This is a genomic window from Corynebacterium timonense (assembly GCF_900105305.1).
Taxonomy (GTDB): Bacteria; Actinomycetota; Actinomycetes; order Mycobacteriales; family Mycobacteriaceae; genus Corynebacterium; species Corynebacterium timonense.
The window spans coordinates 16,174-38,347 of sequence record NZ_LT629765.1 but is presented as its reverse complement, the minus strand read 5'-3'; the positions used below and the strand labels follow the sequence as shown (position 1 = coordinate 38,347).

Genomic DNA, 22,174 nt, shown 5'->3' with positions numbered 1-22,174 from the left:
TTGTTCGCGTAGTCGCGTGCCAGGTCCGCCTGACGGAAGGAGCAGTCGCCGAAGTTCCAGTTCGTCGCGTTCGGTACCGACGTCTGCGCCTGGGCACGCGGCGGGGGGATGGGCAGCGCGACCACCGCCAATGCGACAATAAAGGCCGCGGCGAGAGCCGACAGCTTACGCGCACGCGTGAGTGCGCCTTTCTGGGCTTGTACAACCATGGCCGACCCGGAGGACCTCTCAGTAAGGGAAATCGTGGAGTACGCTGTTTGAATGCTGCCGGTTTCCCCCGGACTCTATGAGACGAGCGTACAGGCTTTACGTATCCTTTCACACAGGCCAGCATTTGGCAATAGGTCGTGCTACAAAACTCTACGCCCCCGTGAACCGCGGCTGACGCTTCTCCGCCCGCGCCCGCCCCGACTCGACGATGTCGGAGGAACGAAACGGCGCCTCGGTGGCGGCGTCGAGCTCCTCGGGTGTGTGCAGGTCGGGGGCGAAGCGCATCTTGATGTTGCGCTGCGTCAGCGGCGCCTTCGCCGCTACGGTCTCGGCGAGGCGCACGGCGTCGTCGATGCTCTCGCCGGGGATGCCGTAGCCGCAGTCCGCGGCCGCCGCAGCGTCGAGCGCCCCGCCGGTATACAGCATCACGCGGGCCCGCGACCCACCGACGAGGTCCGCGAGGCTGGTGACCACCCACTCGTTGACCCCGATGGCCATGTCGCCGACCGGGATGCGGAACGACGCCGCACTGGAGACGACGCGCAGGTCGCACGCCATGGTGAGCATCATGCCCGCGCCGATGGCGGGGCCGTTGACGTAGGCGACGACGGGCACGGACAGGGCGCGCAAGGTGGTGACGAGCTCGTCGAAGGCCTCAAAGAAGCCGCCGCCGAGTGTCTTCTCGCTGAGGTCGGCGCCGGCGCTGAAGCAGGTGCCGGCGCCGGTGAGCAGCACGGCGCGGGTGTCGGGGCCAAGCGCCCGCAGCGCGCGGACCAGCTCCGCCGCGAGGCTCACGCTGATGGCGTTGCGCTTTTCGTGCCGGGTGAGGGTGAGAACGGCGAGAGCGCCGCGCTGCTCGACGGAGACCAGCATTTAGTCGCCGATCTGGTCGCGCCCGCGCTTGACGATCAGCGGGTCGGGCTCACCGACAACATCGTGGTCCTTGTTCGTGTACTCGAACTTGCTCAAGATGTAGCGCATCGCGTTGATGCGGGCGCGCTTTTTGTCGTTGGACTTGATGGTGATCCAGGGCGATTCGTCAGTATCCGTGTAGCGGAACTGCTCCTCCTTGGCGCGGGTGTAGTCGTCCCACTTGTCCAGGGAGGCTAGATCCATCGGGGAAAGCTTCCACTGGCGCACCGGGTCGACCTGGCGGATAGCAAAGCGCGTGCGCTGCTCCTTCTGGGTCACCGAGAACCAGAACTTGGTCAACGAGATGCCGGAGCCGAGGATCATGTTCTCCAGCATGGGCACCTCGCGCAAAAACTCCGCGTGCTGCGATTCGGTGCAAAAGCCCATCACGCGCTCCACGCCGGAGCGGTTGTACCAGGAGCGGTCGAAGAAGACGATCTCTCCCCCCGCCGGGAAGTGCTCGATGTAGCGCTGGAAGTACCAGGAGGTGCTTTCGCGTGGCGACGGCTTTTCCAGCGCCACCGTCCGCGCCCCACGCGGATTGAGGTGCTCATTGAAGCGCTTGATGGTGCCGCCCTTCCCGGCGGCGTCGCGGCCTTCGAAAATAATAATGTGGCGCTGGCCCGTGTCCTTGGTCCAGTTCTGCCACTTCAGCAGCTCAATCTGCAGGGCGCGCTTGATCTTCTCGTACTCGTCGCGCTTCAAACGCTCGTCGTAGGGGTAGTTCTCCCGCCACGTCTCAATCGGGGTCCCGTCCGGCTGGAGGAGGACCGGGTCGTCCTCGTCCGAGTCGTCCACCCAGTAACCCTCGATCTCCGCGAGGTCCAGCATCGGCATATCGTCGTCAGTGTGGTCAGCCATAGGCGTCATCGTACCGGGGTTGTCTCACCATCGCGCGGCGAAGAACCCATCGCCCGGCGGGCGTACGTGCAGGGGCGGGGCACGAAAAAACCCCGCCCTCAGGGCAGGGTTTCGGGGTGTGCAGGCGTCGGCCCGCGCGGTACTTAGAGGTACTTGTTCACCACGGAGAGGACGTCGCCGAGGTTGCCCGCGAGGTTAGCGAGGGACTTGACGAAGTTGAAAAACTCGCCGGTGATCGTGTCGCCCGACGACAGAGCGGTCCAGTCTTGGATTGCCTTGTCGAAGTTTGCGATGTTCTCGGCATCCTTCGGTGCGGCGTCGTTGTTCGAAGAGAGGGAAGACATGTTCATTTCCTTTCAGGATGGGGGAAGACGGAAGATCCTAGGAGTCCTGCTTGGGAAGCGGGGTTTCCGAGCGGTTGATGCCGAAGAGTGCGGAGGAGGTGTCGGAGGCCAGGGTGTTGGGCTTGATCCAATCACCGATCCTCTCGAACAGCTTCGGGAGGTTCTGGGCGAAGTCGACGAAGCCTGCGGCGATCTTCTTGAAGTCGCCGAGCTGGGTTGCAATGGTACCGAGGTCCATGTTTTTCCCCTTAGAAAGTTAGGTGCCAGTATGTGCCTGGCCTTGACAGTGTCTGACACCCGGCGGGCGTCACAGGGGATATATTGCCACAACACTCGAAGGTGTCAATACGTTCTTCACGGGTTTTTTGAAGGCGTTGAGACGAGAACGTTATCGGACCGTGTTTTTGTGGCGTTCATTTATTCATGAAAATTCGTGTTACCAGCGATTATTTTCACACCTGCGGTGAACTCCCCGTAAACCGCCGCGCGACGCGTAACGCCGCCACCATGGCGGACGATGTAAGGCGCCTGCCCAGCGGCGCTGCCGCCCGCACTTCTTGCCCTATTCCGGGGGTAGGCGTCCCCCGCGGGGACTGACCCCGCCGCGAGGGCCGCGTGCTCTCTGCTTACATTAGGTGGCACGCACATCACTTCCGCGCGCCGCGGCGCGCGTGTCAACGTTGAAGGAGAGCTATGACCGCACGCAGCGAATGGACCCCGGTCGCGGCCGAGGACACCCCGGCCGCCCCCCGCGGCGCCGAGACCTACCACGTCCGCTACATCGCCGAGGGCGCGCGCGGGCCGGTGCCCATGACGGGCCTGGTGACCGTCCCCGCCACCCGCCGCCCGGACGGGGCGATCTTCAGCTGGGCCCACGGCACGACCGGTATCTCCACCAACAGTGCGCCCTCGCGCCACGTCGCGGGCGACCGCATCGAGCGCTACATCACCCCGTGGACCGCGTACCTGCAGCGCTGGGTGGACGAGGGCTACGTGGTCACCCAACCCGACTACGAGGGCCTCGGCGTCGACGAGGTCGGCGCGACCTACATGCACCGCGCCTCACTGTCGCACTCCATCAACCGCCTCGTTGAGGAGGCCCGGGAGAAGTTCGGGGCGGGCGAGAGCTGGCTCAACGTGGGCTTCAGCCAGGGCGGCTACGCGGCCCTCGCCGCCGCGGACTCCCCCACCGGCGGCCTCGCGGCCACCATCGCCATCGCTCCCGGCGACACGGAGCTGGTGAACAAGAACCTACGCATCATGGGCGTGCGGCCCGTCGACGTCGCCCGGATGCTCAAGGGCACCGCCGTGCGCTTCTTCCCCATCGTCATCGCCGGCGCTCTCAACGCCTTCGACACCGTCCGCGCCGACGACTTCCTCAGCGAGCGCGGCGCCGAGCTCGTAGAAAAGGCCGAGAAGCTCACGCTGCCCGAGCTGCGCGACGAGGTCGCGGACACCTCCGGCGGCGAGCTGTTCATCTCCAAGGCGAACACGAAGCCCATGCAGGACCTCCTCGACGAGCAGCGCCTCGAGCTCATGCACCCGCAGGGGCCCATCTTCGTCGTCGCCGGTGACAGCGACGTGACCATCAACCGCGAGTCGCTGAAATCGGTGCTCAAGGTCTGGGAGTCGAAGGGGGTCACCGCGGTGTACCGGGAGATCCCGGACGCCACCCACAGCGACACCGTGCCGCTGAGCTACGACGTGCAAAAGGAGTGGCTCGCCGGGCTGTAGCCCGCGCACAAGAAAAACGGGGCGCCCCCGTGTGGAGGGGCGCCCCTTTTTCAACGTCGCTACGCGGCGCGTCTTACATCATGCCCATGGCCTCGGGGTCCATGCCCGCACCGGCGGAGGCCGGCTCGGGCTTGTCCGCCACGACGGCCTCGGTGGTGAGGAAGAGCGCGGCGATGGAGGCCGCGTTCTGCAGCGCGGAGCGGGTGACCTTGGCCGGGTCGTTGATGCCCGCGGCCATCATGTCCACGTACTCGCCGGTCGCGGCGTTAAGGCCCTCGCCGACCGGGAGGTTGGCCACCTTGTCGGCCACCACGCCGGGCTCGAAGCCGGCGTTGAGCGCGATCTGCTTGAGGGGGGCGGACAGGGACTCGCGGACGATCTTCACGCCGGTCGCCTCGTCGCCGGTCAGGCCGAGGTCGCCCTCGAGCTCCTTCGCGGCCTGCAGCAGGGCCACGCCGCCGCCGGCGACGATGCCCTCCTCGACGGCAGCCTTGGCGTTGCGCACGGCGTCCTCGATGCGCAGCTTCTGCTCCTTGAGCTCGACCTCGGTGGCCGCGCCGACCTTGATCACGGCGACGCCGCCGGCGAGCTTGGCCAGGCGCTCCTGCAGCTTCTCGCGGTCGTAGTCGGAGTCGGAGTGCTCGATCTCGGCGCGGATCTGCTTGACGCGGCCGTCGATCTGCGCCTGGTCGCCGGCGCCCTGGACGATGGTGGTCTCGTCCTTGGTCACCACAACCTTGCGCGCCTGGCCGAGCAGCTCGATGCCAGCGGTCTCGAGCGAGAGGCCGACCTCCTCGGAGATGACCTGGCCGCCGGTGAGGATGGCCAGGTCCTGGAGCATGGCCTTGCGGCGGTCGCCGAAGCCCGGGGCCTTGACGGCGACGGACTTGAAGGTGCCGCGGATCTTGTTCACCACGAGGGTGGACAGGGCCTCGCCCTCGACGTCCTCGGCGATGATGAGCAGCGGCTTGCCGGACTGCATGACCTGCTCGAGGACGGGCACGAGCTCCTTGACGTTGGAGATCTTCGCGGAGACGAGCAGGATGTACGGGTCCTCCAGCACGGCCTCGCCGCGCTCCATGTCGGTGGCGAAGTAGGCGGAGATGAAGCCCTTGTCAAAGCGCATGCCCTCGGTGACCTCGAGGTCGACGCCGAAGGTGTTGGACTCCTCGACGGTGATGACGGACTCCTTGTTCACCGCGCCGTTGCCCACGGCGTACATCGCCTCGGCGATCTTCTTGCCAATCTCCGGGTCGGAGGCGGAAATGCCGGCGGTGGAGGCGATCTGCTCCTGCGTCTCCACCTCCTTGGCGGCGGCGAGCAGGGCGGCGGAGACCTTCTCGGTGGCAGCCTGGATGCCGCGCTTGATACCCATCGGGTTCGAGCCGGCGGCGACGTTGCGCAGGCCCTCGCGGACCAGCGCCTGGGCCAGCACGGTAGCGGTGGTGGTGCCGTCGCCCGCGACGTCGTCAGTCTTCTTCGCTACTTCCTTGACCAGCTCGGCGCCGATCTTCTCGTAGGGGTCCTCGAGTTCGATCTCCTTGGCGATGGTCACGCCGTCGTTAGTAATGGTGGGGGCACCCCAGGACTTCTCCAGGACAACGTTGCGGCCCTTCGGGCCGAGGGTGACCTTCACTGCGTCCGCGAGGGTGTTCAGGCCGTTTTCGAGGCTGCGGCGTGCTTCCTCGTCGAATGCGATCATCTTTGCCATGTGAGTTTGCTGCTCCTCTTAGCTAGTGAGAGTTCTCGTTGAGCGACGACACTCCATCGCCCCTAAGCCTTGCGGCCCACAAGGGGCGACCGTCAGCGGCTAAGCAGGCGCCCGCGACGGCACGGCTGATGAGTGGCGTCAGCCTCACCCGCTTACAGTATTCAGGTTTTAGCACTCTCGGGCAGCGAGTGCCAGCAAGTGCTAGGACCCATTTTTAGCACTCCCCCGCCGCGAGTGCAACGGCGCTCAGCGCTCCCCGCCCACGGCGCGCCGCGCCGTAAAGCGGTACGTCGCCGCGATCAGCGCGGCGAACACGACCACGCCGAGCACGTTTGCCCACGCCCCGCCGCCGAAGATACCCAGCGGATTCTCCCCGCCGGTCGCCGCGATGATGCCCGCGTTGAGCACGCCGAACAGTGACTCGCCCACGATGAGCCCCGTGGCGGCCAACGTGCCCATGCGCTGCGCCCGCTCCGGGTCCTCCCGGCGCGCGGCCCACCGGTTGTACCACCAGCCGACGAAGCCGCCGAGGGGAATAATCACCGTCAGGGCCACGGGCAGGTACATGCCCATCCCGACTGCCAGCGGCGGCAGGGAGTACGTGTCCGTCGTGCGGGTGAGCACCTCGTCAACGGCGATGACCACCGCGCCGATGCCCGCCCCCACAAAGATCAGGTTCCAGTTCAACGAATTGGAGAAAATCCCGCTGGCCACCGAGGACATCAGCGCCGCCTGCGGCGCCGCCAGCGCGTCCGGGCCTGCGCCCTCCATCCCCTGGAAGCCGAAGGCCGTGAGCATGAGCTGGAGGATCGGCGGGATCACCACCGAGCCGAAGGCCACGCCGATGATGAGCGCCACCTGCTGCTTCCACGGCGTCGCGCCCACCAGCTGGCCCGTCTTGAGGTCCTGCAGGTTATCGTTCGAGATCGTGGCAATACCGAACACGATGGCGGCACTAAATAAGGTGTACGCGATGAGCGAGGCAGGATTCGCGCCACTACCGGCCGTCACCGCCGCGATGAGCAAGGAGCTTGCCAAGACCGCGATGATGCCCACGGACGAGATCGGCGAGTTCGACGCCCCGATCAGCCCCGCCATGTAGCCGCACACCGACGCGATGACGAGGCCGACGACGAGGATGAAGACCACCGACACCGCGACAAGTCGGCCCGCCTGCCCCTGAATGTCCGTGCCGCGGAGGAAGTCCCACAGCAGAAGGCCGATCGGAAGCAGCGACGCGACGATCACGCCGGCGACGATGGGGAAGGGGATGTCGCGCTCTGTGACGTCGACAAGCGAGCCCTTCTTCCGTGCCCGCGACGAGGCGAGCGAGGCCGCCACCCCGGCCACCACCGGGCGGGCGATTTTCAGCAGCGTCCACAGCGCCGCCACCGCCATGGCGCCGACGCCGATGAAGCGGATCTCCGACGAAAACGTCGTCGAGACCACGTCCGCGAGCTCCACGCCCGCGCCGACGTCCCCCGCCGTGCGCAGCGGCAGCAACACGATGAAGGAGAGGAACACGCCGACGAGCATGGCGATCCCCACCGTCAGACCCACCAGGTGGCCCACCCCGATCAGCGCCAGGGAGAGCGAACCGCCCAGCATCGTCGCGCCTGAGCCCACGCGGAAGAACGCGGTTACTTCGCTGGCCACGGCTTTCATCGCCGCCAGCAGCGAGTACCCCGCCGCCGCGAGCCCGCCGGCGACGATGACGCGAAGCCCCTGCGAGTTGGCGGCGCTTTCCGTGTCCCCGACCCGCAGCACCTCAGCAGCCGCGACGCCCTCCGGGTAGGGCAGATCCGAGCCCGTGACCAGGGCGCGGCGCAGGGGGATGGAGTACATCACGCCGAGCACGCCGCCAATCGCGCACACTAGCGACGTCACCCAGAACGGGAACCCCGACCAATAGCCCACCATGACCAGGCCGGGCAGGACGAAGATGATCGCCGACAGGGTGCCCGCCGCCGACGCGATCGTCTGCACGATATTGTTCTCGCGCACGTTATGCCCGGCGAAGCGACGCAGCACCGCCATCGAAATCACGGCGGCGGGGATGGAGGTGGCAAACGTGAGGCCCACCTTCAGCCCCAGGTACACGTTCGCGGCGGTGAACACGAGGGTAATCACCCCGCCGATGGCGACGCTGCGCAGCGTCAGCTCGCGCAGGGTCGGAGACGGCAAGGCAGTGGACTCTGCCATGGCGGTAGCCTTTCTCATCGTTGGCAGCGCGCGCAGAAGTTCGCGCAGCGCCGCGCACAGTAATTGAAAGAGCATAACCCTCGGCGCGGATGTGCCGCCCACTCTGGGTGGTACCTTCGGGCGCATGACTGAACTAGCCCCCCAGCGCTCGCGCATCTTCCGCGACCTCTCCGCCCTTGTCTCGTTTAACTCCCCGCACTCCACCCCCGCCCTCGCCGAGGAGCACGAGGCCGCCTGCGCCTGGGTCGCCGCCGCTCTTGCCGAGCGCGGCCTGAACGTCACCCGCCACCCCACCGTGGACAACGCCGACACCGTCATCGGCGTCAAGGACCCCGTGGGCGACGCCCCGACCGTCCTGCTCTACTCGCACTACGACGTCGTCCCCGCAGGCGACCCCGCCGCCTGGACAAGCAACCCCTTCACGCTCACCGAACGCGACGGCCGCTGGTACGGCCGCGGCGCCGCCGACTGCAAAGGCAACCTGGCCATGCACCTCGAGGCGCTGCGCCTTCTCGAGGAGCACGGCGGCACCAACCTCGGCATCAAGGTCGTCGTCGAAGGCTCCGAAGAGCTCGGCGGGCTCGACGGGCTCGTGCGCCTCATCGAGGCCGACCCCGGCCTCTTCAACGCCGACGCCATCCTCATCGCCGACTCCGGCAACGTCGCCGCCGGCGTGCCCACCCTCGTCAGCTCGCTGCGCGGCGGCGCGCAAATCACCGTCACGGTGGACACCCTCGACGGCGCCGTCCACTCCGGCAGCTACGGCGGCGCCGCCCCCGACGCCTCCCACGCCCTCGTCCGCATCGCCAGTTCGCTTTTCGACGCCCACGGCCGCACCTCCATCGACGGCGTCGACTGCCTGGCCACCTGGGACGGCGACCCCTACCCCCGCGACGTCTTCCGCACCGACGCCGGCGTCCTCGAAGGCGTGCAGCTGCTCGGCACCGTCGACGACGAGCCCGCCGACATGGTCTGGGCCCGCCCCGCCATCACCATGATCGGCTTCACCTCCACCCCCGTCGACCAGGCAGTCAACGCCATCAGCGCACACGCCCAAGCCCAGTTCAACCTGCGCGTCCCCGCCGGCATGGACGCCGCCTTCGTCGCCGAAAAGACCAAAGAACACATCCTCGCCCACACCCCCTGGGGCGCCAAAGTCTCCGTCGACGTCGACGCCATCAACCAGCCCTTCGCCACCGACCCCGCCCGCCCCGCCGTCTCGCTCCTCGGCGACTGCCTGCGCGAGGCCTACGGCGGCGCAGACCTCGCCCACGTCGGCTCCGGCGGCTCCATCCCGCTGACCATCACGCTCCAGGAGCAGTTCCCCGACGCAGAAATCGCGCTCTTCGGCGTCGAAGAACCCCTGTGCGGCATCCACGGCGTCGACGAATCCGTCGACCCGGCCGAAATCGAGCGCATCGCCGTCGCCGAGGCACTGTTCCTGCAGCGCTACGGGGCGTAGGCAATGGCTGGTCGTGCGTGGGGTGCGCCCCTCACGTTGAGGTCAAGGGTGTTCTGGGGGTGGAACTCCAGGTCGTGTTTGTTTGAAGTGCGTTGAGGTCGACCTCAGGGGCTTCCCGGGCACAAAACCCCAGGACGCGCTTGCTTGAATTCCGCTGACGTCGACCACGGTCGACCTCAAGGGTTTTCTGAATGCAAATCCCCAGGTCGCCTAACCCCCGGATGCGCTGACGTCGACCACGGTCGACCTCAAGGGTTTCGCGAGCACAAAACCCCAGTTCACGTGACCCCCGAATACGCTGACGTCGACCACGGTCGACCTCAAGGGTTTTCCGGGTGCAAAACCCCAGGTCGACTAACCCTGGAAACGCTGACGTCGACCACAGTCGACCTCAAGGGTTTTCCGGGTGCAAAACCCCAGGTCGACTAACCCTGGAAACGCTGACGTCGACCACAGTCGACCTCAAGGGTTTTCTGGATGCAAATCCCCAGGTCGCCTAACCCCCGAATACGTTGACGTCGACCATGGTCGACCTCAAGGGTTTCCCGAGCACAAAACCCCAAGTCGCGTTTGATTGAAATGCGCTGACGTCGACCACGGTCGACCTCAAGAGTTTCCCAGGCACAAAACCCCAAGTCGCGTTTGTTTGAATTGCGCTGACGCCGACCACGGTCGACCTCAACGCCACCCCACACGGAAACGCGGAACCCGAGACGTCGATAAGCACAGCGAAAGTGTTGCGGGCCTTGGACGGGCGCGCTAGTGTGATCTGCATGACATCCGCGATCCTTCCTCCGAGCCAGGTGCTAGCCGTACTAGCGGGCTCGCGTAGCCGAATTCAGGTACTTCGGGCTACGCACCCCAGCCGCAGCTAGCCGGTTCGTGTGGCGCGGGGAAGTAGTCGGTAAGCAACACAGGACTCCAGGACCGGTCATCCACCTCCCGCCTTTCGCCACAGAAGGATCTTTTTTGACCATGGCTGCCCTGCCCGCATTTGCACCCAAGACCGCACCCAAGACCGCAACCGACCCCGCACCCAACACCACCACCTTCCGCGACACCCGCGACCCCCTGCAGGCGCGCTACGACATCGACGCGAAGCTGCCGCGTCGCCTGCGCGAGGAAGCTGCTGGCATGGACTGGGGCCTGTTCATGGCCACCTACGCCCCCGCCGCCACCTTGCACGTCGCGCTGACGGCGACCGGGCACTCGCTGTGGGCGGGGACGCGCTACAGCGCGACCGTCACCGCGGCGACCAAGACGCAGCGCCCGCACACCGCCACCAGTGAGCTCACCGCCGCCGGCCCCGCCGCGGCCGCGAGCCAGGTCTTGGCGGAGCACGACCGCTACGTCGAAATACTTTCGTTCCACCAGATCGAGCTGTACTCGGCCACCGTCACCTGTGTCGAGGTCTGCCACCAGGTCAACCACAATCGCCGTGCCTGGGCTATCGGCTTCGGCGCGACGCCCACACACTCCGTCGCCGCGGCGTTGTCCTCGGGCGCGCAACGCATCTACGGCAACCTGTAACCGCTGGGGACGGGGCCGGCCGTGGCAGTGCTCAAGGAAAGCGGCTAGAGTTAGCAACGTTGGCCGCGCCACGACGAGACGCGCCTTTTTATCTTGTTGCATACGTTTGCAAGTTATTTTGGTGTAGTTTTTTGCCCCCACCGCGGGAGTTTGTCGCACCGCGCTTGGCCTCGTCCCGAGTCCCGACATCCCAGGAGGGCACCACTGTGCTGACGCTGCTGGCCGCGCTCACAATAGCAACGATTGCCGCACCACTGCTCATTCGCACGCTCGGGCGCAGCGCCTTCGCCATCCTCGCAATTGTCCCGCTCGCCGGCTTCGTGTGGATGGTGTCCTTGTTCCACGGTGGGGTTTTCGCCGACGGCGGCGAAATTCTGGCCACCTACAGCTGGATGCCCAGCACGAACCTCAACCTTGAGTTCCGCCTCGACGCCCTGGCTGGGCTGTTCAGCCTGATCATCCTCGGCGTCGGGGCGTTGGTGTTGCTGTATTGCTGGGGCTACTTCGATTCCAACCCCCGCCGCCTGGCCATCTTCGGCGGCGAGCTGACCGCCTTTGCCACGATCATGTACGGGCTGGTCATCTCCGACAACCTCCTGCTCATGTACGTGTTCTGGGAGCTCACGTCGGTGCTGTCCTTCCTGCTGGTCGGCTACTACGGTGAGCGCGCCTCCTCGCGACGCGCCGCTATCCAGGCGCTCTTGGTCACAACCTTCGGCGGCTTGGCCATGCTGGTGGGCATCATCCTGCTGGGCCGCCAGACCGGCATCTGGCGCCTGTCCGAGCTGCCGCTGTTTGCAAACATTGCGACGACCCCGGCGATCTCCGCGGCGATTATCCTCATCATGCTCGGCGCGCTGACCAAGTCGGCGTTGGCTCCCTGGCACTTCTGGCTGCCGGGCGCGATGGCGGCGCCGACGCCGGTCTCTGCGTACCTGCACGCGGCGGCGATGGTCAAGGCGGGCATCTACTTGGTGGCCCGCCTCGCCCCCGACTTCGTCGAGGTGACCACCTGGCACATCATCGTCGTCGGCACCGGCATCTTCACCATGCTGCTGGGCGGCTGGTTGGCCCTGAAGCAGCACGACCTGAAGCTCATCCTCGCCTACGGCACCGTCTCCCAGCTGGGCATGATCACCGCCGTCATCGGCGTGGGTTCGCGCGAGGCCACACTCGCCGGGCTGGCGCTGACCTTCGGGCACGCCATGTTTAAGGCGGCGCTGTTTATGATCGTCGGCGCCATCGACCATTCCTCCGGCACGCGCGACATCCGGGAGCTCTCCGGCCTGGGGCGCAAGGAGCCGCTCATCGCGGGCATCGCGATCGTCGCGGCCGCCTCGATGGCGGGCCTTCCGCCGCTGTTCGGCTTCGTGGCCAAAGAAACGGCGCTGGACACCATCCTCCACGAGGAGCTGCTGGTGGGCATGCCGGGCGGCCTCATGCTCGTCGGCCTCGTGGTCGGCTCCACGCTGACCATGGCCTACTCCCTGTACTTCCTCTACGGTGCCTTCGCCACCAAGGGCGACGGCGTCGTCTCCGAGGCGGTGGAGGAGATGCACTCGATCGGCCCGAAGCTGTGGGTCTCCCCCGCTGTCCTCGCGGTGGCGAGCGTTGTGTTCGGTCTCTTCCCCAGGCTTTTGTCCGACCCCTTTAACGAGTACCTCGACGTCCGCTTCCCGAACACCCCGGGCGAGGACCTCGCGCTGTGGCACGGCTTCACGCTGCCGCTGCTGCTCACGGTCATCATCATCGCCGCGGGTTCGCTCATGTTCTGGCAGCGCAAGCTCGTGAAGAGGGCCCAGTTCGACCCGCCGGCGCTTGGCGACGCCGACCGCGTCTGGGACTCCCTCCTTGGCCGCCTGCGGGTGTGGTCGCTGCGCCTGACGGCCTCGACGCAGCGCGGTTCGCTGACGATCAACCTCGCGGTGATCTTCCTCGTTCTCGCGCTCGTGCCGCTCGGCGCGCTCGTGCTCGGGGACTCGAACGCGATCCGCATGATCGCCTGGGATTCCCCGCTGCAGGCCGCCACGGTCGTCTTCATGGTGTTCGTGGCCATCGCCGCGACGATGCAGAAGAACCGCCTGTCCGGCGTCATCCTCGTCGGGCTGACCGGCTTCGCCGCCGCGCTGATCTTTGCGCTGCACGGCGCGCCCGACCTGGCGCTGACGCAGGTGCTGGTGGAGACGATCTCTGTGGTCGTGTTCATGCTGGTACTGCGCAAGATGCCCACGGAAGTCGGCGAACGCCACGGCGACGTCCGCCTGCGCGCCTGGCTGTCCATTGCGGCGGGCGTGTCCGTGGTCATCGTGGCCATGACCGCCATGTCCGCCCGTGTGGCTGAGCCGATCTCCACCCTGATGCCGGAGCTGGCCTACGAGATTGGCCACGGCCGCAACACGGTCAACGTGCTGCTGGTGGACCTGCGTGCGGCGGATACCTTCGGCGAGATCACGGTGCTGGTCATCGCTGCTACGGGCGTGGCTAGCCTCATCTTTGGCACGACGACGTTCACGCGTTCGTCGCGGCGCCCCGTGCTGCTGACCAACAAGCCCCGCTGGCTGGCCGCCAACGTCGACTCCGAGACGGTGCAGAACCGCTCCATCATGGTCGACGTGGCCACCCGCCTGCTCTTCCCGGCGATGATCATGCTCTCGCTGTACTTCTTCTTCGGCGGCCACAACGCCCCCGGCGGCGGTTTCGCCGGCGGCCTTGTCGCCGCGCTCGCGTTCGCGCTGCGTTACCTCGCGGGCGGGCGCCGCGAGATCGAGGAGGCGCTGCCCGTCGACCCCGCCAAGCTGCTGGGCACGGGCCTCATCTTCTCTGCCCTCGCCGCCGTGGGCCCGATGTTCCTCGGCTACCCGCCGCTGACCAGCGGTTACGTCGAGGTGGAGCTGCCGCTCATCGGCGAGGTCACCATCACCTCGGCATTGCTTTTCGACGCCGGAGTGTACGCCATCGTCATCGGCCTCATCATGCACGTGCTCACCTCCGTCGGTGGCCACCTCGACTACGAGGAGGAAGTGCGCAAGGAGCGCGCCCGCGAGCGCGCCCGCAGCCTCCAGGAGAAGAACCAGGCGCGCCGCCAGGACCAGGAAAAACGGCGCAAGGAACGCGCCGCCGAGCGGGCCGCGATTTCGCAGGGCGGCTCGAGCTCTACCTCAGTGGGCGTGCGCAACGACGAAAGGAAGGACAGCTAAATGGAAGCGAATCTCTTCCTGCTCATCGGCTCGGGCGTGCTCATCGCGTGCGGGGTCTACCTCATGCTGGACCGCGCCATGACGCGCATGGTCATGGGCGTCATCCTGCTGGGCAACGGCGCGAACCTGCTCATCCTCCAAGCGGGCGGGCAGGCTGGCTCCCCGCCGATCATCGGCCGGGAAAGCGAGCTCTACGGCGAGCGCACCGCCGACCCGCTCGCCCAGGCTATGATCCTCACCGCCATCGTGATTTCTCTGGCGATGGTCGCGTTTATGCTGGCCCTGGCCTACCGCCAGTACCGCTACCGCACGGACGACGTGGTGGAGCGCGACCCGGAGGACAAGGTCATCGCCGCGCGGCCTGCCACCCCGTCGGCCGCGCCCGACCACGACGCCTCGGACGACCCGCGCACGGGGCGCTCGCGCTCCTCCGGCGATAACTTCGGTCCGCGGTCCTTCGAGGATCCCGTCAAGGAGGCCGACGATGAGTAATCCTCTCGCGACGTACGCCGAGTGGGCGCTGCCGGCCACGCACGTCATCATCCCGTTGATGGTGCTCCTCCCCGCGATCGCCGCCGCGCTCATCCTCGTGGCGGGGCGCCACCTGCGCTTGCAGCGCACGATCGCGTTTTTCGCCCTGCTGACGCTGGCGGTCGGGGCGGCGACGCTGCTTGTTATCTCGGACATCTACGGCATTCAGACGGTGCAGATGGGCGGGTGGGACGCCCCGATCGGCATCACCCTCGTCGCCGACAGGCTGTCCTCGGCGATGCTGCTCGTCTCCGCCATCGTGCTTTTTGCCGTTATGTGGTACGGCATTTCGCAGGGGCTTCGCGACGGCGACGAGGACGATCCGGTCGCCGTCTTCCTGCCCACCTACATGCTGCTGTCGATGGGCGTGAACCTCGCGTTCTTGGCCGGTGACCTGTTCAACCTGTACGTCGGTTTCGAGATCTTCCTCGTCGCCTCCTACATCCTGCTCACCCTGGGCGCGTCCCCGGGGCGCGTGCGCTCGGGCATCTCCTACGTCATGGTGTCCATGGCGTCGTCGATGATCTTCCTCTTCGCCATCGCGATGGTGTACGCGGCGGTGGGCACGGTCAACATGGCGCATGCGGGCCTGCGCATGGAGGCGATCCCGGAGGGCACCCGCGCCGCGATCTTTGCCACGCTGCTCGTCGCCTTCGGCATCAAGGCGGCGGTCTTCCCGCTCGACGCGTGGCTGCCGGACTCCTACCCCACCGCGGCCTCGCTGGTCACGGCCGTGTTCGCGGGCCTTCTGACCAAGGTGGGCGTCTACGCCATCATCCGCATGCGCTCGACGGTGTTCGTCGACGGCTCGTTGGACGCCATGCTCATGTGGGTGGCGCTGGCGACCATGATCGTGGGCATCATGGGCGCGCTCGCCCAAAACGACATCAAACGTCTGCTGTCGTTTACGCTGGTCAGCCACATCGGCTACATGATCTTCGGCGTCGCCCTGGGCACGCTGCAGGGCCTGTCGGGCGCGATCTTCTACGCGGTGCACCACGTTCTGGTGCAGACGACGCTCTTCCTCGTCGTCGGCCTCATCGAGCGCCAGGCGGGCACCTCGCAGCTGCGCCGCATGGGCTCGCTGGTGTACACGGCGCCGGTGATCGCGGTGCTCTACTTCATCCCCGCGCTTAACCTCGGCGGCATCCCGCCGTTCTCGGGCTTTTTGGGCAAGATCATGCTCCTTGAGGCGGGTGCCGAGGAGGGCTCCTGGCTGGCCTGGGTGCTCATCGCGGGCGCGGTGGTCACCTCGCTGCTCACCCTCTACGTCATGGTCCTCGTGTGGTCCAAGGGCTTCCTCCGCGACCGCGCCGACGCGCCCGAGGGCGACGTCGCCACGGCTCGCCCGTCGGCTCTTTCCGACGTCGGAGAGACGGTCCACGTCGAAGAGCGTGACGACGTCGGACGCCTGCCCGTCGGCATGTTCCTGTCCACGGCGACCCTCGTCGCCGCCTCCCTGTCCATCACCGTGCTGGCCGGGCCCATCTCCTCGGTGACGGACCGCGCCGCGGAATCCGCCTCCGACCAGACAATTTACCGCAACGCTGTGCTGCAGCCGGAGCTGGGCGAGCCAACGCGCCGCCTCGACCGGCCCGAGCCCGGGCCGAACGCGGGCGGGCGCGACGACTACGCCGACGTCAACGAGGAGACCCCCGGCCCCGTCTCCACCGGGGTGGCCACCTCCCCGGTGCCCACGCCGGTTGACTCTGCCGCCACGGACAAGGACGGGAAGTAGCCATGCAAGGATTCCGTAACCGCTTCCACCCGACGTTCGTCGCCTTCCTCACCGTCATGTGGGTCTTCCTCCAGGGGCAGATCACCTGGGGCAACGTCATCGCCGGTTTTCTTCTGTCCACGCTCGTCGTGGTCGTGCTGCCTCTCCCGCGCGTGCCGCGCAGCCACAACAAGGTGCACTGGGGCAAGCTGCTGACGTTCATCATCATCTGGTTCTGGGACCTGCTCGTCGCGTCCGCGAAGGTGGCGTGGCTGGCGCTGCGCCGCGAGGCCCCGCCGCAAAACGCGATCCTCCGCGTGCCCATGCGTGTCTCCAACGAGCTGGTCCTCTACCTCGCCACCTGCGCCTACAACCTGCAGCCCGGCGGGTCGGTGACCGACATCGACATCGCCAACCGCGAGTGGACCATCCACGTGCTCGACGCCGGCTCGCCCGAGGCCATCAAAGTCGAGATCAACAACGTGGCCCAACTGGAACGCCAAATGATCGACATCTTCGAAAGCAGGAGGTAGCACCGTGGACCCCACCCTCTACTCCATCTTCCTGGCAATCGCGGCCGCGCTGCTCACGGCGGGCTTTTTCGTCCTGTGCTGGCGCATCATCGTCGGCCCCAACTCCATGGACCGGGTGCTCGGCAACGACGCCGTCACCGCCTCCCTGCAGTGCGCCCTCGCCGTCTACATCGCGTGGACCATGGACACCACCGTGGTCAGCGTCATGATGGTCGTCGCCCTCCTCGGCTTCATCTCCTCGATCGCCGTGGCCCGCTTCCGCAAGAAGGATGATGCCCTGTGAACTGGCACCTCGTCGCTGACATCGTCTCGCTGTTCCTCATCCTCCCCGGCGCGCTCATGGTGTTCTCCGCCGCCATCGGCTTCGTGCGCTTCCACTCCACCATGGCGCGCATCCACGCCATCTCCAAGCCTCAAACGACGGGCCTTGTCCTCATGGTCGCGGGCACCATCATCCGTGTCATCGGCCACCCGGACTTCGGACCCCACGAGCGCGGCGAGCTCGCCGTCCTCGCGCTTCTCATCGTGTACGCCCTGATGACCAGCCCGGTCACCGCGCAGCGCCTCGGCCGCATCGCCCGGCGCGAGGGCCTCTACGGCGGTGATGACGCCCTGTCCGTCAACGAACGTCCGGCACAGCGCCAGCCGAAGCCCTAGGCGCCGGGTGGGGCGTCGATAAGCGAGCTAGCCCCAGGTGAGGTCGAGCATCTCCTGGCAGGTCGCGTCGACGACGGGCTTCCAATCGCGCTCGACCTCGTAAATGCGGCGCTGACGCTGGTAGCCGGCGCCGCGCTCGAGGATCTCGAGGACGAGGGCGAGCTCCTCCACGCAGCCGAGCTCCGTGGCGACCGGTTCAAGCTCATCCACGAGCTCGGTGAGCTCCTGGCTCACCCACCGCTCGTCCGTCGCGCGCGAGGTAATCACGAGCGCCTCGAGCCCGTAGCGCGCGCCGCGCCACTTGTTCTCCGCCAGGTGCCAGGGCTGCAGCGTGGGCAGCTCCTTGCCCTCGTCGAGCATGCGGTCGTAGTGCACGACCAGGCAGTGCGTGAGCGCGACAACCCCGGCGAGCTCGCGCAGGTTCGAGGTGGCGTCCGAAATGCGCACCTCGATCGTCCCCCACTTCGCCGCGGGGCGGATATCAAAATGCATCGAACCCGTGTGGTTAATCACGCCCGACGTCTGCTGGTCGTACATGAACTGCACCCACTCGTCCCAATTCTTAAACTGGTACGGCATGCCCGCCGTGGGAAGCTGCTGGTAAAGCATCGTCCTATTCGACGCATACCCGGTATCAATACCATCCCACCCCGGACTCGACGCCGAAATGGCCAGCAAGTGCGGGTACTTCGTCATCAGCGCGTTAATGATCGGCCACACCCGGTCCTCGTGGCGCACGCCCACATGGCAGTGAATCCCCCACAGCAACATCTGCTGGCCCCAGTAGCGGGTGCGGTTGATGATCTCCTGGTACGTAATCTTCGGGCTCAGCGGCTGCGTGCGAAAATTCGAGAACGGGTGCCCGCCCCCGGCCCACAGCTTCAGGCCCTTCTCGTCCGCAACCTCGCGCACGCGCCCCAGCGACTCCGCCAGCGCGCCCACCGCCTCGCGCGTGTTCGTGCACACCGGGGTGACCAGCTCGACGGTGTTCTGCAGGAACTCCTTCTCCAGGTGCGTACCCGGGTAGCGCGCGTGGACCTCATCAATCACCTCAGCAGCGCGGGGCATCAGGTCCCGCGTCTGCGGATCAACAAGGCCAATCTCCCATTCGACCCCGAGCGTCGGGCGAGGTGAGCGCGCGAAATCGCGGAACGGATCCATGCGGAAAAGCTTAGCTGTCGACGCCCACAACATCCGCTTTTTGCATTCACGGCGCGTTGGGTTCGATGTGGTGTTTTCTGTGCGGGTTTTATGTGTGGGTTTTGTGTGCGGGTTTTCTTTGAGGTCGACGTCAGCGTGATTCGGGGTTACGCGTCCTGGGGTTTTATGTGCGGGTTCTCCTTGAGGTCGACGTCAGCGTGATTCGGGGTTACGCGACCAGGGGTTTTACACCCGGACAACCCTTGAGGTCGACCGTGGTCGACGTCAGCATTTATGGGGGTTCGGCGACCTGGGAATTTACACCCGGACAACCCTTGAGGTCGACCGTGGTCGACGTCAGCGTTTATGGGGGTTTGTCGACCAGGGAATTTACTCCCGGACAACCCTTGAGGTCGACCGTGGTCGACGTCAGCGTTTATGGGGGTTACGCGACCTGGGGTTTTATGTGCGGGTTTTCCTTGAGGTCGACCGTGGTCGACGTCAACGCAATCCAGGGTTACGCGTCCTGGGGTTTTACACCCGGAAAATCCTTGAGGTCGACCGTGGTCGACGTCAGCCGTTATGGGGGTTTGGCGACCAGGGGTTTTACACCCGCTAAACCCTTGAGGTCGACCGTGGTCGACGTCAGCGTAATCCGGGGTTCGGCGACCTGGGGTTTTACACCCGCTAAACCCTTGAGGTCGACCGTGGTCGACGTCAGCGTAATCCGGGGTTCGGCGACCTGGGGTTTTACACCCGGACAACCCTTGAGGTCGACCGTGGTCGACCTCAACGCAATCCAGGGCTACGCGACCAGGGGTTTTGCACACGCCAAACCCTTGAGGTCGACCTCAACGCGCAGCTAACCGGCCAGCACGACGGTAACGGCGTTGCCGTTGCGCGTGGCCTCCGGCGGCAGCGATGTGCCCTGGGGCAGATCGCGGACGGAGCGCGGGGTGCCGCCAACGCGGCCAGCGATGTCGGCGGCCACGCCCTCGGCACCTGCGACGTTCGGGTCGAAGAACACGTAGGTGTCGGGGAAGATTCCGAAGTTCTGCTCGGGCAGGTTCATCTGGGCTGCGTCGGCGGAGCGGTTGGCCACGGTGTAGTCCGGCTCGAGCTGGCCTGCGGTTTGTGCGGCACGGTCGGGGGTTGGGGAGTTGTTGAACACGAGGACCTCGGCGTTGTCCGCGGTCAGCTGCGGCCCCCGGCAGCGCCACCAGCCTCAGCCCCCGAACCGGCCCCCGCCGCGCCCGGAGCAGAAGGAGCACCGGAAGAAGAAGGCGCACCAGAAGAAGAAGACGCAGAAGCAGACGAAGCAGGCGCACCAGAAGAAGAAGGCGCACCAGAAGCAGACGAAGCAGGAGCAGCAGAAGAAGGAGCAGCAGAAGAAGGAGCAGCAGACGAAGAGGACGCCGATTCGGAGGCTTCCGGGTCCTGCTGAGTGAGAGCGTAGATGCCCCACAGGAGCAGGATGGCGGCGACGGCGATGAGGATCATGCCGAGGCCGCGGGCGGGCAGGCCACCCGCGGCGGCCGCGGTGGAGCCGGCGGCGTCGTCATCGCGGCGGTGGGCACCGCGGTACTCCTCGCCTAAGGACTCGCCGGAGGGCTCGGCGGGCAGGTGGTTGTTCCCGGGGTTCTCGTTAGTCACACCGTGAACTATAGCGAGCGCTGGTCGCGGACGCGTTGAAGGCGCCGCACGAGCTGGGGCCGGGCGGCGAGGGCGTCGGCGGAGTCGATGAGGACGTTGAGCCTTTGGTAGTAACGCACGGGGCTGAGCCCGAGGGTGCGCCGGATGGCTTCCTCCTTGGCGCCGAGGCTGCGCGGCGCGGCGGCCTCGAAGTCGAGGATGGCTACGTCGTCCGGGGTGAGCATGCCTAATATATTAGGCATGACAATTCGACCCATCGTCATTCATGGCGACCCTGTCCTGCACACCCCCACCAAGCTGGTGGAGCAACCGGTCGAGGAGCTGGCGGAGCTCATCGCGGACATGCACGAGACCATGGACGCCGCCAATGGCGTCGGTTTGGCCGCGAACCAGGTGGGCGTGCCACTGCGCCTCTTCGTCTACCACTGCCCCGACGGCGACACGATGCGCCGGGGCACGGTGATTAACCCGGTGTTGGAAACCAGCGAGATCCCCAAGACGATGCCGCGGGATAACGGCGAGGACGAGGAGGGGTGTTTGTCGGTGCCGGGCGAGGGCTGGCCCACGGGCCGCGCGAGCTGGGCGAAGGTGACGGGCTTGGACGAGAACGGCAAGGAGATCGAGGTCGAGGGCGAGGGCTTTTTCGCGCGTTGCCTGCAGCACGAGGTGGGCCACCTCGACGGGTACGTGTACACGGACGTGCTCACGGGCCGCTACAAGCGTGAGGCGAAGCGCGTGATTAAGGCGAACGGTTGGACGGAGCCGGGCAACACGTGGCTGCCGGGCGTGGACGAGGACCCGTTCGGGCACTAGATGAGCAGGTTTTTCCGCTCCGACGAGGTGGCGGTGGGCGATCGGGTGGTGGTGCGCCAGCGCCGCGGGGAGCACTCCAGTGACGTTGTGGGGCACGTGGTGGGCCTCGACCCGCTGCGCGTGCGGCCGCAGGCGGTCGGGGGCTTCCCCTCGTCGAAAAACGCGATCGAAATCCACGACGTGCACGTGGTGAAGAAGCTCCCGCCGCGCACCGTGCGCAACTCGGACATTCGCGCGATTGAGACGGCGTACGCGAAGGCTTTTCCGGGGCTCGAGCATGAGCTTATCGACGGCTGGCTGGCCCGCACCGGCGCCGACATCGCGGAGCGCTCCAACTCCGCGGTGCCCCTGGGCCACAGCGCGGGGTTCGCCCCGGTGCCGCTGGAGAAGCTGCGCGCGTTCTACGCCCGCCACAACCAGCCGGTGCGGCTGCTCATCCCGGAGCGCATTGGTAAGCCAGCGCTCACGCTGGTGGAGTCGGGCGGGTGGAGCCTGGGTGAGGAGATCCTCGTGATGACGCACCCGCTGACCAGAACCGACGCCCCCTCCGCGCGCTTTCGCGTCGACGACACCCCGGACGCGGACTGGCTCGCGCTCTACCACTTCCGCGGCCAGCCTCTGCCGGCGGAGGCGCTGCGGGCGGTGGACGCGGCGATCGAGGGCCGCATGGCGTTCGCCCGCCTCGTCGTGGAGGGTCGAACGGTGGCGGTGACGCGCGCGACCATTACGGAGTCCACGGACGGGCGGCGCTGGCTGGGCTACTCGGCGGTGGAGGTCGCCCCCGACCTGCGCCGCCGGGGTCTGGGCACCGAGCTGGTTTCCGGCCTGCTGGGCTGGGGCGCCGCCGCGGGCGCGGACGCCGCCTACCTGCAGACCCGCGCGAGCAACGTCGCGGCGGTGAACCTGTACCACGCGACGGGCTTCGTCGAGCACCACCGGCACCGGTACGCGCAGCTGGGTTAGGGTA

At 66.7% G+C, this 22,174-nt stretch carries 21 protein-coding genes; 12 read left to right on the top strand and 9 right to left on the bottom strand.

Annotated elements, in window-relative coordinates:
- Window positions 1-360 precede the first annotated feature (360 nt).
- From BLT81_RS00180 to BLT81_RS00165, 4 genes are all read right to left on the bottom strand, one after another.
- Window positions 361-1,083, bottom strand: coding sequence for an enoyl-CoA hydratase-related protein (locus BLT81_RS00180; protein ID WP_019195163.1), 723 nt, complete (start codon window positions 1,081-1,083; stop codon window positions 361-363).
- Entirely contained in the window at window positions 1,084-1,983 is a 900-nt protein-coding gene (gene ppk2, locus BLT81_RS00175; RefSeq protein ID WP_019195164.1) for a polyphosphate kinase 2, read from the bottom strand. It abuts the gene before it with no gap.
- A gap of 143 nt (window positions 1,984-2,126) precedes the next feature.
- A complete protein-coding gene (locus BLT81_RS00170; protein WP_019195165.1) occupies window positions 2,127-2,327 on the bottom strand; it encodes a hypothetical protein in 201 nt (66 codons plus the stop codon).
- Between the two features lie 37 nt (window positions 2,328-2,364).
- Window positions 2,365-2,565, bottom strand: coding sequence for a hypothetical protein (locus tag BLT81_RS00165; RefSeq protein ID WP_019195166.1), 201 nt, complete (start codon window positions 2,563-2,565; stop codon window positions 2,365-2,367).
- A 455-nt stretch (window positions 2,566-3,020) separates the two neighbouring features.
- On the opposite strand from BLT81_RS00165, the gene BLT81_RS00160 reads away from it, so the two are divergent.
- Entirely contained in the window at window positions 3,021-4,061 is a 1,041-nt protein-coding gene (locus tag BLT81_RS00160) for an alpha/beta hydrolase family protein (protein ID WP_019195167.1), read from the top strand.
- Window positions 4,062-4,134: 73 nt separating this feature from the next.
- Here BLT81_RS00160 and groL read toward each other — a convergent pair whose 3' ends face one another.
- Window positions 4,135-5,772 (bottom strand): chaperonin GroEL, encoded by a 1,638-nt coding sequence (gene groL / locus BLT81_RS00155; RefSeq protein WP_019195168.1) that lies wholly within the window; start codon window positions 5,770-5,772, stop codon window positions 4,135-4,137.
- Between the two features lie 246 nt (window positions 5,773-6,018).
- On the bottom strand, window positions 6,019-7,974 hold the full coding sequence (locus BLT81_RS00150; RefSeq protein WP_019195169.1) for an OPT family oligopeptide transporter: 1,956 nt from the start codon (window positions 7,972-7,974) through the stop codon (window positions 6,019-6,021).
- A 124-nt stretch (window positions 7,975-8,098) separates the two neighbouring features.
- Here BLT81_RS00150 and BLT81_RS00145 point away from each other — a divergent pair, with 124 nt between their 5' ends.
- The 8 genes from BLT81_RS00145 (at window position 8,099) to BLT81_RS00105 (ending at window position 17,601) form a co-directional block, all read left to right on the top strand.
- On the top strand, window positions 8,099-9,436 hold the full coding sequence (locus tag BLT81_RS00145) for a dipeptidase (protein WP_019195170.1): 1,338 nt from the start codon (window positions 8,099-8,101) through the stop codon (window positions 9,434-9,436).
- Window positions 9,437-10,411: 975 nt separating this feature from the next.
- Window positions 10,412-10,966, top strand: coding sequence for a hypothetical protein (locus BLT81_RS00135; RefSeq protein WP_019195172.1), 555 nt, complete (start codon window positions 10,412-10,414; stop codon window positions 10,964-10,966).
- 206 nt (window positions 10,967-11,172) lie between these two features.
- Window positions 11,173-14,163, top strand: coding sequence for a Na+/H+ antiporter subunit A (locus BLT81_RS00130; RefSeq protein WP_019195173.1), 2,991 nt, complete (start codon window positions 11,173-11,175; stop codon window positions 14,161-14,163).
- Entirely contained in the window at window positions 14,164-14,655 is a 492-nt protein-coding gene (locus tag BLT81_RS00125; RefSeq protein ID WP_019195174.1) for a Na(+)/H(+) antiporter subunit C, read from the top strand.
- Window positions 14,648-16,432 carry a Na+/H+ antiporter subunit D gene (locus BLT81_RS00120; RefSeq protein ID WP_019195175.1) on the top strand — a complete coding sequence of 595 codons (1,785 nt, stop codon included), beginning with the start codon at window positions 14,648-14,650 and terminating at the stop codon, window positions 16,430-16,432. The genes BLT81_RS00125 and BLT81_RS00120 overlap by 8 nt, the downstream gene beginning before the upstream one ends.
- A 2-nt stretch (window positions 16,433-16,434) precedes the next feature.
- Window positions 16,435-16,944 (top strand): Na+/H+ antiporter subunit E, encoded by a 510-nt coding sequence (locus BLT81_RS00115; protein ID WP_019195176.1) that lies wholly within the window; start codon window positions 16,435-16,437, stop codon window positions 16,942-16,944.
- 4 nt (window positions 16,945-16,948) lie between these two features.
- On the top strand, window positions 16,949-17,227 hold the full coding sequence (locus BLT81_RS00110) for a monovalent cation/H+ antiporter complex subunit F (protein WP_019195177.1): 279 nt from the start codon (window positions 16,949-16,951) through the stop codon (window positions 17,225-17,227).
- On the top strand, window positions 17,224-17,601 hold the full coding sequence (locus BLT81_RS00105; protein WP_019195178.1) for a monovalent cation/H(+) antiporter subunit G: 378 nt from the start codon (window positions 17,224-17,226) through the stop codon (window positions 17,599-17,601). Before BLT81_RS00110 ends, BLT81_RS00105 begins: the two co-directional genes overlap by 4 nt.
- 27 nt (window positions 17,602-17,628) lie before the next feature.
- Here BLT81_RS00105 and BLT81_RS00100 read toward each other — a convergent pair whose 3' ends face one another.
- Both BLT81_RS00100 and BLT81_RS00095 read right to left on the bottom strand, forming a co-directional pair.
- Complete coding sequence (locus BLT81_RS00100) at window positions 17,629-18,762, bottom strand: glutamate--cysteine ligase (RefSeq protein WP_019195179.1); 1,134 nt, start codon at window positions 18,760-18,762, stop codon at window positions 17,629-17,631.
- An 841-nt stretch (window positions 18,763-19,603) separates the two neighbouring features.
- Entirely contained in the window at window positions 19,604-19,912 is a 309-nt protein-coding gene (locus BLT81_RS00095) for a hypothetical protein (protein WP_019195180.1), read from the bottom strand.
- On the opposite strand from BLT81_RS00095, the gene BLT81_RS00090 reads away from it, so the two are divergent.
- On the top strand, window positions 19,905-20,189 hold the full coding sequence (locus BLT81_RS00090; RefSeq protein ID WP_156784079.1) for a hypothetical protein: 285 nt from the start codon (window positions 19,905-19,907) through the stop codon (window positions 20,187-20,189). The two genes, BLT81_RS00095 and BLT81_RS00090, sit on opposite strands and share 8 nt — an antisense overlap.
- Before the next feature lie 213 nt (window positions 20,190-20,402).
- Here BLT81_RS00090 and BLT81_RS00085 read toward each other — a convergent pair whose 3' ends face one another.
- Window positions 20,403-20,618, bottom strand: coding sequence for a DUF3263 domain-containing protein (locus BLT81_RS00085; protein WP_019195181.1), 216 nt, complete (start codon window positions 20,616-20,618; stop codon window positions 20,403-20,405).
- A gap of 16 nt (window positions 20,619-20,634) precedes the next feature.
- On the opposite strand from BLT81_RS00085, the gene BLT81_RS00080 reads away from it, so the two are divergent.
- Both BLT81_RS00080 and BLT81_RS00075 read left to right on the top strand, forming a co-directional pair.
- A complete protein-coding gene (locus BLT81_RS00080) occupies window positions 20,635-21,207 on the top strand; it encodes a peptide deformylase (RefSeq protein WP_019195182.1) in 573 nt (190 codons plus the stop codon).
- A complete protein-coding gene (locus BLT81_RS00075; protein ID WP_019195183.1) occupies window positions 21,208-22,170 on the top strand; it encodes an N-acetylglutamate synthase, CG3035 family in 963 nt (320 codons plus the stop codon). It abuts the gene before it with no gap.
- Window positions 22,171-22,174 lie beyond the last annotated feature (4 nt).

Excerpts from the sequence above, each read along its gene's own strand:
- BLT81_RS00170 (WP_019195165.1), bottom strand. The coding sequence starts at position 2,327 with ATGTCTTCCCTCTCTTCGAACAACGACGCCGCACCGAAGGATGCCGAG.
- BLT81_RS00180 (WP_019195163.1), bottom strand. The coding sequence starts at position 1,083 with ATGCTGGTCTCCGTCGAGCAGCGCGGCGCTCTCGCCGTTCTCACCCTC.
- BLT81_RS00160 (WP_019195167.1), top strand. The coding sequence starts at position 3,021 with ATGACCGCACGCAGCGAATGGACCCCGGTCGCGGCCGAGGACACCCCG.
- groL (WP_019195168.1), bottom strand. The coding sequence starts at position 5,772 with ATGGCAAAGATGATCGCATTCGACGAGGAAGCACGCCGCAGCCTCGAA.
- BLT81_RS00135 (WP_019195172.1), top strand. The coding sequence starts at position 10,412 with ATGGCTGCCCTGCCCGCATTTGCACCCAAGACCGCACCCAAGACCGCA.
- BLT81_RS00080 (WP_019195182.1), top strand. The coding sequence starts at position 20,635 with ATGACAATTCGACCCATCGTCATTCATGGCGACCCTGTCCTGCACACC.
- ppk2 (WP_019195164.1), bottom strand. The coding sequence starts at position 1,983 with ATGGCTGACCACACTGACGACGATATGCCGATGCTGGACCTCGCGGAG.
- BLT81_RS00100 (WP_019195179.1), bottom strand. The coding sequence starts at position 18,762 with ATGGATCCGTTCCGCGATTTCGCGCGCTCACCTCGCCCGACGCTCGGG.
- BLT81_RS00075 (WP_019195183.1), top strand. The coding sequence starts at position 21,208 with ATGAGCAGGTTTTTCCGCTCCGACGAGGTGGCGGTGGGCGATCGGGTG.
- BLT81_RS00150 (WP_019195169.1), bottom strand. The coding sequence starts at position 7,974 with ATGGCAGAGTCCACTGCCTTGCCGTCTCCGACCCTGCGCGAGCTGACG.
- BLT81_RS00115 (WP_019195176.1), top strand. The coding sequence starts at position 16,435 with ATGCAAGGATTCCGTAACCGCTTCCACCCGACGTTCGTCGCCTTCCTC.
- BLT81_RS00125 (WP_019195174.1), top strand. The coding sequence starts at position 14,164 with ATGGAAGCGAATCTCTTCCTGCTCATCGGCTCGGGCGTGCTCATCGCG.
- BLT81_RS00120 (WP_019195175.1), top strand. The coding sequence starts at position 14,648 with ATGAGTAATCCTCTCGCGACGTACGCCGAGTGGGCGCTGCCGGCCACG.
- BLT81_RS00165 (WP_019195166.1), bottom strand. The coding sequence starts at position 2,565 with ATGGACCTCGGTACCATTGCAACCCAGCTCGGCGACTTCAAGAAGATC.
- BLT81_RS00145 (WP_019195170.1), top strand. The coding sequence starts at position 8,099 with ATGACTGAACTAGCCCCCCAGCGCTCGCGCATCTTCCGCGACCTCTCC.
- BLT81_RS00085 (WP_019195181.1), bottom strand. The coding sequence starts at position 20,618 with ATGCTCACCCCGGACGACGTAGCCATCCTCGACTTCGAGGCCGCCGCG.